Below are 10,216 nucleotides of genomic sequence, written 5' to 3'. Positions count from 1 at the left end.
GCTATATCCCTTATTAAATCTAGCTTATAGCTTTTTGTGTCCCCACGCCAGCCCCTAACCATACCTATGCTCAAGATGGAAACTACACCGTTACCCTGACTGTAACGGATAAGGATGGTGCCAGTAGCGCAGATCAACTGACGGTTACTGTTAATAATGTTGCTCCCCAAAATGTCAACGCAGGGGAAGATCAACTGATCAATGAGGGTGACTCCCTCACCTTTGCTGCCAGTTTCGATGATCCTGGTATTTTAGATACTCATACCATTGTTTGGGACTTTGGCGATGGTAACAGCACCACAGGTAGTTTAACCCCCACTCATACCTATACTCAAAACGGGGTTTATACCGTTACTCTTACTATTACGGACGAGCAAGATTCCTCTGCTAGTGATACCCTAATGGTGACGGTTGAGGCCTTACCTATACCCCAAAATGTGGACGCAGGATCGATTCAGGTAGGTAATGAAGGGGAAGCGATGACTTTTGAAGGTAGCTTTAATCTCTCTAAACCGGAGGAAAATTATACAGTTGAATGGAACTTTGGGGATGGTAGTGCTTCTGTTTTGGATACTTTAAACCCTAGCCATATTTATGCTAGTGAAGGCATCTATAATGTTAACTTTACTGTAACCGATAAGGATACTCTACAAAGTAGTAGCGATAGTGTAACGGTTTATGTTAATAATGTTGCCCCGAGTTTAACTATTTCTGGTGATGATTCTCTCGATGAATCCTCTGTCTATACGTTAACTTTGGGTGAGGTAAACGATCCAGGTCAAGAAACATTAATTAGCTATACAATTGACTGGGGTGATGGCGATATTGAAACTATTTTAGTTGAACGTCTTCACAGCGATCGCACCTTAACTCATACTTACAATGATGGTGATACTAATCCCACCATATTAGTTAGTTTGACTGATGAGGAAGGAACTTACGATAATGTGGCGAGTAAAACTATTACTGTTAATAATATCGTTCCAAGTTTAACTATTTCTGGTGATGATTCTGTAGATGAAACTTCTTTATATACGTTAACTTTGGGTGAGGTAAGCGATCCAGGCCAAGACACATTAATTAGTTACACAATCGACTGGGGTGATGGGGATATTGAAACTATTTTGGTTGAAAGTCTTCACAGCGATCGCACTGTAACCCATATTTACAATCAAGGCGATACTAATCCCACCATATTAGTTAGTTTGACCGATGAAGAAGGAACTTATAATAATGTAGCCAACAAAACTATCATTGTTAATAATATTGTTCCTGATATTTCAATAGTTGATACGGTTATCAATCGGAATCTTGATGACAGCAACCTTGCTGTTTTCAATATTAACCTTGACCAACCTTCTAATGAGTCTGTTACCTTTGATTTCTCAACTCTTGATGGAACGGCAAAAGCTGGAACAGATTATGTAAATCAGCAGGGACAGGTAACTTTTGCCCCTGGACAAATTACCCAAACGGTTACAGTAGAGTTACTTGAACCCCTAAGAGGTGATATTAATGGAGATGGTTTAGTTAACCGTACAGATTTAGATTTACTAATAGCAACTCGTCGGTATCCTTTCGACTCTACTCACAACATTAGCAGAACATTTTCTCTTGCTTTAACCAATATTACAGGTGCTTCTCCGGATAGTGCTTCTGCTTTGGGTACATTCTTTTACGATCCACGAGACTTAAACGATGATCAAAACATAACACTAATAGATATTAGGTTATTGATACTTAATCTAAGACAACAATCTTCGGATTAGGCTGAAGTTTTGCCCTTCAAACATTTTCCTAGTATTAAGGTCATACCTAACCCTATTATAGCCAGGTGAACTCGGGGTTCCGGTACCATTTGCGTTGATACTAATACACTTTCAGGAGGGCTATCTAAGGATAAAGGGTTCTCGCCTTCATCTAATAATTCTTGAACCGTTAACTCTAAGGTTGTCTCCCCGGTTGAGATGGCTTGAAAGTTCACAACCCCCAAAATAAAGGTGTCTGGTTGTGCCGCATTTAACTCCAAGTCCGAATCACCAGAAACTTCCAAAAAGTTAACTATTCCAGGTATTGTCTCATTAACATTTTGAACGGCAAAACCTGAATTATCTAACAAATCACCCAGTTGAGGATCACCAAAATCCAACCCATTGAATGCTAATATGTTACTATCAAAGCTAATGTCGAACTCAAATGCAGATATAGATGGGGAACTAAAATCTCCTAAACCAGAGATAACTAGGTCTAACATCAATGCTTCACCAGTCTCTACAAGGGTATCAGAAGGAACCAAGCTTATGGTCTGCCCTTGCACTGCCTCTATGCTTATGGCCATCAACAATGCGACAAGGCTTGCTTGTCTAAGATGTTTGTTCATGTAAATCTTTCCTCGTATTTTGGAACGAAACTGTCTGAATAGCAGAAAAAAGTTGCGTAAATAAGACAAAGCTAAGCAAGGCTTCTACTTCCTGTCTTGTTGCTCTTCTATGCTTTTTACTTACATCTTGCACCTTCGAAAAACTGGCTAGTTTATAAGCGTTCAGCTATCAGCTATCAGCCATCAGTTGAAACATATCAATCTCTGTCTTATGCTGTGAGTGAGATTAAACATAAGCTTAACGCTTTCAGCTAAGAGATGAAAGCCGAACGCTGTGCGATAGCGCGCCCTACGGAGTGAGGAACTGCTCACTAATTAAAGTTTTTATGTACTGGTGCAAGATGTCAGTTTTAAGGAAGTTTGACAGCCTGTTTTGATCATAGATGCTTCTATTCTTCGGTGAGTTAATATTTAAGATTTACTTAGGGCTTGCTGAAAAAGTACCTCAAAAAATTAGGAGGACAAAAGCCAGTACATTTCTTTAAGGTGATAAAATTAGTTGATAAATTGATTAAAAAATATTCAAAATAACTAGAATATTACCAAGAAGTTCCCACTTTTCATAAAATTAAATATAGTAAAATATCATCTCAATTAGGGGAATAAAAGCTGAATAAAAAACATTTAAAGAATCTATAGCACTTCCCATACTTGTGAGGTACAAAAGTTACCTCTTTGAGGCAGAAGGCAGGGGGCAGGAGGAAGGAGTTAGGTATACCTTATGAGTCTGAGAAACGCCATATAAGTGAAACTCAGATGATAAGATAAAAATTCAGATCCCACAAACCCCTATATTATCTCTCCTCCTTCAATTATATGAACTCCCTTGATCTAGCTTTTACCCCTGCTTTAGATTTAGCTCAATTAATTCGCAATCGCAGCATTTCACCCTTAGAATTAACTCAAATATATCTAAAAAGAATCGAAAAACATAACCCTCAACTTGGTAGTTTTTTCCACGTTGCTACAGACACAGCAATACAAGAAGCTAAAGAAAAAACCGAACAATTAATCAATACCTCAGATCCTAATGATCTTCTTCCTTTTTTCGGTGTACCCAGTGCAATTAAGGATCTCAACGCAGTGGCAGGGATGCCTTTAACTTACGGTGTGGCTGCCCTTAACAATAACATCCCCAGTTACGATGACGGGGTAACAACCCGCATGAAAAAGGCAGGATTTATCGTTTTAGGGAAAACTGCCACCTCCCAACTAGGATCATTTCCCTACACCGAACCCCCAGGATTTCTACCTGCCCGCAACCCTTGGCATTTAGACTATACTGCAGGGGGTTCCAGTGGAGGTGCTGCGGCTGCGGTAGCGGCGGGTTTATGCCCCGTTAGCCAAGGTTCCGATGGTGGCGGTTCCCTTCGTGGCCCGGCAAGTTGTTGTGGCTTGGTGGCTATAAAACCAGCAAGAGGAAGAGTTTCTAACGCCCCTGTAGGAGACTATCAAAGTGGCATTTCTAGTAATGGTCCTTTGGCGCGCACAGTAGCCGATGCAGCCGCTTTATTAGATGTTATGTCCGGTTATATACCTGGTGATCCCTACTGGTTGCCCTCTCCTGAAATCTCTTTTTTAGAAGCAACCAAACAGGTTTCTCCAAGATTAAAAATTGCTTTTTGTGATCACATTCTGCCTTTTACTCAAAGCGAAGAAATTGTCAAAGAAACGGTAGAAAAAACTGCTAAATTATTAGAATCATTGGGTCATTCATTAGAAGTAAACTGTTTGTCAGTGGAAGCATTAATTGAACCTTTTATGAAGATTTGGCAGTCAGGAATCGAAGCATCAGGAATGCCCTCAACCATGTTGAGTCCTTTGAATAATTGGTTTAAAGAACAAAGTATCAGTGCAGGGGAATATTTACAGGCTGTTCATGAAATGCAGGTTTTTTCCCGTCGATTAGTGTCTTTTTTTGATCAGTTCGATGTATTATTGTTACCTGTTTATTTACATCAACCCATCAAAGTAGGACAATGGGTTGACTTATCACCCCAAGAAACTTTAGACAAAATTATCAATTGGATTGCACCTTGCCCTGCTTTTAATGCCAGTGGTTTACCTGTTATTACCCTGCCTATGGCGCAGGATAAAAATGGTTTACCAGTAGGAATTCAATTAGTAGGAAAACCAGCCGATGAGTTAACTTTAATTCGTTTAGCTTCTCAGTTAGAAAAAAATAATCAGTTCTCATTATCTATTCCCTCTTCTGTCAACCATTAAAGTTTATTTTTGCCTTTGTACTTTGATTTGTGTAGTATGAAGGGAGACATTTTCAGGAATGTTTCTCTAAAAGAAAGTTTTAATGTGAGGTTATGTTAAGTTTTGAGAAAATATTGATTAATTGGCCCATAATTCCCGTGAGTTTAGCAATTGTTCTTGTAATCATTGCTTTACCTCAAATGCTTCGGTTATTAGTACGTTTGCAAAAGACTATCGTTGCTTCAGAAACTCAAGAGATTTATCAACGAATAATCAATCCCGACAAAGCTTTATTACAATCAATTATTCTCTTATTATTAGCCGATCTTATTTTATTAGTGACTCATCGTTTAGTACCGAAACTCCAATCAATTAATATTATTGAATTTCCCATCGGTATATCAGTGTCTTTAGTAATCAGTTGGATAGGTTATCGTTTAGTTGAGCGTTTTTTTACTATTTATCTTACTGAGATTACTCAAAATGGACAGAAGTTAAATAGTGATTTATTAATTGTTGCGAGAGGATTAACATTTTCCCTATTTCTGTTTATTATAATTACTATTTTTTCCCAAGCTCATGAAATTAATATATTTGGCTTAATTGCTAGTTTAGGTATCAGTGGTGTAGCGATCGCTTTTGCTGCTCAAAAAACATTAGAACAATTATTAGGAGGCATTGTTCTCTATTTGGATCGTCCTTTTATGGTTGATGATTATATCGGACTACCGGATGGAACTTTTGGTAAAGTTGAGTCTATTGGCTTACGTTCTACAAAAATTCGTATTTCTGGAAAAGGTACATTAATGGTAGTTCCTAACAACTATTTAACCCAAATTAATATCGAAAACTTTACAGGAGCTAATAAACTAATCAATATTATTAAAGTCAGCTTTTTTCAAAATTTATCTGATAGTCAAAAATCTTTTGTTAGTCAATTGATTGCTGAATCTAGTCTGAAAAATGAAGTTGATTCTCGGAATCTTCATGTTGATTTTGAAGAAATTGTCAATAATAACAATGAAACAGTAACTCAGGCTCAGATTAAGAACCCGATACATCAAGTACAATTTTTCTAGAACATCCTGATAAAAAAGTTAGTCGTGCTAGAATTACATTCTTTATCTTAGGTTCTACTGAAAGTTCTATCGAATTACGAGCAAGAATGGTAGAAGTATCCACAAATCAAATTGGTTTAGAGTTAATTAATCATGGACTTAAGTTTACTATGAATGAACCTGTTATTTCTTTTGAATCACCTATTAGTTTATAAGTTTAGAAGCTATATATAAATTTGTGCAAGGTCTAAATTTTTCTCAAAAATCTCATCAATAGGTAACATTTTACCGTCTATTGTCATAAATTTGTGGTCTTTAGTAGCTTGAATTTTTGATCCATTTTCTAGATGATATTCAAATATTTCTTGTTCTCCTCTATAATGCCATTGAGCAATAGGTTGAGTATAAACAAAACCGTTTTTATCTACTGTATAAACAGTACAATTAATATTTTCTTCGACTATTTTACCAATAGGCATCGGTCCGTATTCAACGGTTAAAATTTCTGTATCATAACTTAAACAATATTCTGCAAATTTGATCATTTGTTCAAACAAATCTTCTGCAATAACTTGAGGAACGCCATTTTTTGTTGAACCATCGATAAAAATTTCTCGATGTTTGGTCATTTCTGCAATTTTTTTCTTACCCATCGCTCGACGCAATAAGTCAGCTTCTCCTAGAGAATAACCGGCTAAATCTTGCGCCATTTTCATAATTTGTTCTTGATAAACTAATACTGCATAAGTTTCTTTTAGGATAGGTTCTAGTAGTTTGTGCTGATAAATAATGTCCTCCCTTCCGTGTTTACGGTTGATGAATTTAGGGATTAATCCTGCATCTAATGGACCGGGGCGATAGAGAGCTAAAATAGAAGAAATATCTTCAATACCCGATGGTTTCAAATCTTTGACAATTTGTTTCATCCCAGATGATTCTAACTGAAAGATTCCTTCTAAATCTCCTTTTTCCAAAAGGTTATGAGTTTTTTGTACATCAGGGGGAAGTTTTTTAGCTGTTCCTTTGGCAATAATTTCTAGTGCTTTTCTTTCGTCTAGTGGCAGTTGATCTAAATCTAATTCTACCCCTTGATTTTGTTTGATTAAATCAGCAGTGCGTTGAATAGTGGTTAAATTTCTTAACCCTAAAAAGTCCATTTTTAATAAACCCAAGGACTCTAAATCTTCCATATAATACTGAGTAATAACTGCTCCATCGTTATTTTTTTGTAAAGGAACAATTTGATCCAAGGGTTCAGAAGAAATAACCACCCCGGCAGCATGCACCCCAAAGGTTTTGTTTGTTCCTTCGATACGGATAGCCATATCAACCCAACGATGTACAAGAGGATCATTGTCGTATCTTTCTTTGAATTCTGGAGTTGGGGTTTTGTCAGAAACCATGACTTTCAATTTAGCGGGTTTACCCCTTGAAACAGGAATCATTTTTGTCATTTTATCTGACTCAGCATAGGGAATATCTAACACCCTAGCTACGTCTTTTAACACTGCTTTTGATGTCATACGGTTGAAAGTAATAATTTGAGCAACATTAGCTTCTCCGTACTTTCTGGTGACATATTTAATCATTTCATCCCGTCTTTCGATACAAAAATCTGTATCAACATCGGGCATAGATTTTCTTTCAGGGTTTAGAAATCTCTCAAATAATAGTCCGTGATGTACTGGATCAATATTAGTTATTTTTAAACAATAAGCCACCAATGATCCTGCAGCTGAACCCCTACCAGGACCCACAGGAATACCGCTATCCCGAGCGTACTTAATATAATCCCAGACTACTAAAAAGTAGGTAGAAAATCCCATTCTTTGTAACATCTTTAACTCGTATTCTAACCGCTCCCTATACTCATTAGGAATCTCGTTACGAGATCGACATTTTAACCGATTTAATAATCCTTCCCAGGCAATTGCTTCTACATAACTATCAGGATTATGTCCAGCAGGAACAGGATAGTTAGGGATACGAGGTTCTCCTAAAATTTTATAAGGTTCTATTTTTTCGGCAACTTCTAAGGTATTATTAACTGCTTCTTCTATCAAATCATAGGGGAGATGATCCCGAAACAGTAGCCGCATTTCTTCAGCAGATTTTAAATATTCTGTCCCACTATATCTAAGTCGTTTTTCGTCTGTAATTAGTTTACCTGTTTGAATACATAATAATGCATCGTGCGCCTCCACATCGTAACAAGAAATGAAATGAGAATCATTGGTGGCAACAATTTTAATACCCAAGTCACGGGCAATTTTAGCAATAGCAACATTAACAACTCTATCCTCAACAGAACCGTGATCCTGAATTTCTAAATAAAAGTCATCTTTAAAAAGTTTTTGATACCATTTAGCAACAGCTTTTGCTTCTTTAAAATCTCCTGCTAAAATTCTTTGGGGTATTTCTCCCCCTAAACAGGCACTGGTAACAATTAAACCTTCGTGATATTCTTCTAATAGTTTTTTGTTGATGCAAGGACGAGCAAAAATACCTTTACCTTGCATTCCTTGTAAGTGAGAAACTGTTGTCAACTTAACTAAGTTTTTATAACCTTGAGTATTTTTAGCTAAAACTACTTGATGATATTTTTTATACTTTTTTTTGTCTTCAATATCTCCATTGATAACGTACATTTCGTTACCAATAATAGGTTTAATACTTTTATTTCGACAAACTTTAATTAGTTCTATCGCCCCATACATCACCCCGTGGTCTGTTAATGCGATCGCTGGCATTCCTAATTCTAACGCACGATCTATTAAAGAATTTAATTGAGAAGCACCATCGAGTAAACTATAATCACTGTGTATGTGTAAACCAACGAAAGACATAGTAAAATATTGCCGAATTAATTCTAAATTATCTCTACCCGAATTAACCTCTGATTATATTAATGATTAGACGGGGGACTATATTATAGCGTTTATCCCAAGAAAGTTAAATTTTGTTCATTCATAGGTATCTCTTCGCCATTTTATGAATTAGATTAGTGAATAGATCATTTTTGTAACAAAACAAAAAAATAACCCACTACAGTAGGTTATTTTTATTAATGTAAACCCTTTCCTTAAGCATCAGTTATTCTTAACAATTACTCGGTGGGATTGACTTTATCAATCACCTCTGTGGTGCCATCTGCTTTTACCGTCCAAACATCATAACTACCCACAACATCCCCATTTTCATCTATATCAACGTTACCACTAGCTCCTTGATAGTTGATGTCTTCACCATCTCGAACCAAGGCAATAGCCTCACAGGGATCACTCACTTCAGTTCCCGGTGCATTAGCTACCTCTCTAATTTTACTTTGTATGCCTTCCCCTGTATTCGCCTTAGCCGCTTCGGCAGCCAACATCAATAAGATGGTTGCGTCCCAACTGTGAGGAACAAAAGCGGTTACATCTTGTCCTGTTTTCTCGTTCCACTTGGTAGTAAAAGCTTCTAAAGCTTCACCATCAGCCCCAGGAACCGTTCCCAAAGCCCCCTCTAAAATATACTTACCGTCAGGGGTTTTGCCCACCTGTTCCACAAAGTCCTGAGAATAGACACCATCGGTTAATAAAACCGTAACGCCGTTACTTAAACCCTGTTTATAAGCTGCTTGTAGTAAAATACTTCCTGTTTCTGCGTATAACACCGCCGCCACTGCATCTGGTTCATTGGCAAAAGCCGCGGCCGCTTCACTGTCGAGGGTAGCAGCTTTGGGATCGTAACGCACAGGTTTTTCTTTATTAATCAGCTTATTTCCTGACTTCTCAAACGCCCCTGCAAACTCTTCTTCAAACCCTACCCCGTAGTCATTGTTAATCACCACAGTAGAAACATTGGTAAAACCTTGTTTTTCCGCTAAGGCAGCTAAAGCTTGGGCTTGATAGGTATCTGGAGGGGCGGTTCTTGCCCAATAACCGTTAAAATCACCGTTTTTAGCCTGTTCTGTAAATACGGGGCTGGTGCTTCCTGGAGAGATTAACATAACTTGATTTTGCGCGGCAATACCTACTGCAGCCCCAGAAACGCTACTACCAAAAGCCCCTACCACACCAGCAACTCTGTCTACCTCTGCTAATTTTGTCATGGCTGCACCAGCTGCAGACGGATCTGTTTGACTATCTTCCGATACTAGGGTTACGGGCGCGCCATTAACTCCATCACAAGCATTGATCTCGTCAATGGCTAGTTGAACCGCTTCTGGCATATTTGCGCCAATGGATGATAGATCCCCTGTAACTGGCAGTAAAGCCCCTAATTTTAGCCCTTCTCCACTGGCGGCTGGTGCGTTACCATCGGGGGTGGTTCCTGTATCGGTGGGGGTGGGGCTATTACAACCCACTAATAAACTACTGCTGAAGATAAGGGCTAAACCACAAGCTACGGGAGACTTAAGGCAATATTTGGTTAATAATGAGTTCATATTCTGCGATCGCTACACAATTGGTAATCTCAAATTGATGACAAGCCTTTTCTAGAAAGTTTGTCCATTACCTCGCTTATTTTATCATTTTTCGAAGCTTCTCAAAAAGTCTGGGGGGACTCGCCGAAAGTTAGGGGACAAAGA

6 protein-coding genes and 1 pseudogene are annotated in these 10,216 nt (G+C 37.9%); 4 read left to right on the top strand and 3 right to left on the bottom strand.

All coding sequences use genetic code 11. The features are described 5' to 3' along the window. Positions 1-26: 26 nt before the first annotated feature. Positions 27-401: pseudogene (locus tag P9B04_RS25145) on the top strand (PKD domain-containing protein); the annotation flags it as partial. Then, on the top strand, positions 402-1,769 hold the full coding sequence (locus tag P9B04_RS07650; RefSeq protein WP_342054401.1) for a PKD domain-containing protein: 1,368 nt from the start codon (positions 402-404) through the stop codon (positions 1,767-1,769). It begins immediately after the preceding pseudogene. Here P9B04_RS07650 and P9B04_RS07645 read toward each other — a convergent pair. Next, positions 1,766-2,380 carry a cohesin domain-containing protein gene (locus P9B04_RS07645; protein WP_342054400.1) on the bottom strand — a complete coding sequence of 205 codons (615 nt, stop codon included), beginning with the start codon at positions 2,378-2,380 and terminating at the stop codon, positions 1,766-1,768. The two genes, P9B04_RS07650 and P9B04_RS07645, sit on opposite strands and share 4 nt — an antisense overlap. Positions 2,381-3,196: 816 nt before the next feature. Between P9B04_RS07645 and P9B04_RS07640 the strand changes: the two genes are divergently transcribed. After that, on the top strand, positions 3,197-4,606 hold the full coding sequence (locus P9B04_RS07640; protein WP_342054399.1) for an amidase: 1,410 nt from the start codon (positions 3,197-3,199) through the stop codon (positions 4,604-4,606). A 92-nt stretch (positions 4,607-4,698) separates the two neighbouring features. Further along, on the top strand, positions 4,699-5,664 hold the full coding sequence (locus P9B04_RS07635; protein WP_342054398.1) for a mechanosensitive ion channel family protein: 966 nt from the start codon (positions 4,699-4,701) through the stop codon (positions 5,662-5,664). Between the two features lie 203 nt (positions 5,665-5,867). Here P9B04_RS07635 and P9B04_RS07630 read toward each other — a convergent pair whose 3' ends face one another. Together P9B04_RS07630 and P9B04_RS07625 are read right to left on the bottom strand one after the other, a co-directional pair. After that, complete coding sequence (locus P9B04_RS07630) at positions 5,868-8,489, bottom strand: DNA polymerase III subunit alpha (protein ID WP_342054397.1); 2,622 nt, start codon at positions 8,487-8,489, stop codon at positions 5,868-5,870. A gap of 260 nt (positions 8,490-8,749) precedes the next feature. Then, complete coding sequence (locus tag P9B04_RS07625; protein ID WP_342054396.1) at positions 8,750-10,072, bottom strand: ABC transporter substrate-binding protein; 1,323 nt, start codon at positions 10,070-10,072, stop codon at positions 8,750-8,752. Between the last annotated feature and the right edge of the window lie 144 nt (positions 10,073-10,216).

This window comes from Crocosphaera sp. Alani8, assembly GCF_038442745.1.
In the GTDB taxonomy this organism is placed as follows: domain Bacteria; phylum Cyanobacteriota; class Cyanobacteriia; order Cyanobacteriales; family Microcystaceae; genus Crocosphaera.
This window is presented reverse-complemented; position numbering and strand designations above follow the sequence as displayed.

Bases quoted from the DNA above. Each gene is read 5' to 3' on its own strand.
- P9B04_RS07635 (WP_342054398.1), top strand. From the start codon at position 4,699: ATGTTAAGTTTTGAGAAAATATTGATTAATTGGCCCATAATTCCCGTG.
- P9B04_RS07630 (WP_342054397.1), bottom strand. From the start codon at position 8,489: ATGTCTTTCGTTGGTTTACACATACACAGTGATTATAGTTTACTCGAT.
- P9B04_RS07640 (WP_342054399.1), top strand. From the start codon at position 3,197: ATGAACTCCCTTGATCTAGCTTTTACCCCTGCTTTAGATTTAGCTCAA.
- P9B04_RS07645 (WP_342054400.1), bottom strand. From the start codon at position 2,380: ATGAACAAACATCTTAGACAAGCAAGCCTTGTCGCATTGTTGATGGCC.
- P9B04_RS07650 (WP_342054401.1), top strand. From the start codon at position 402: ATGGTGACGGTTGAGGCCTTACCTATACCCCAAAATGTGGACGCAGGA.
- P9B04_RS07625 (WP_342054396.1), bottom strand. From the start codon at position 10,072: ATGAACTCATTATTAACCAAATATTGCCTTAAGTCTCCCGTAGCTTGT.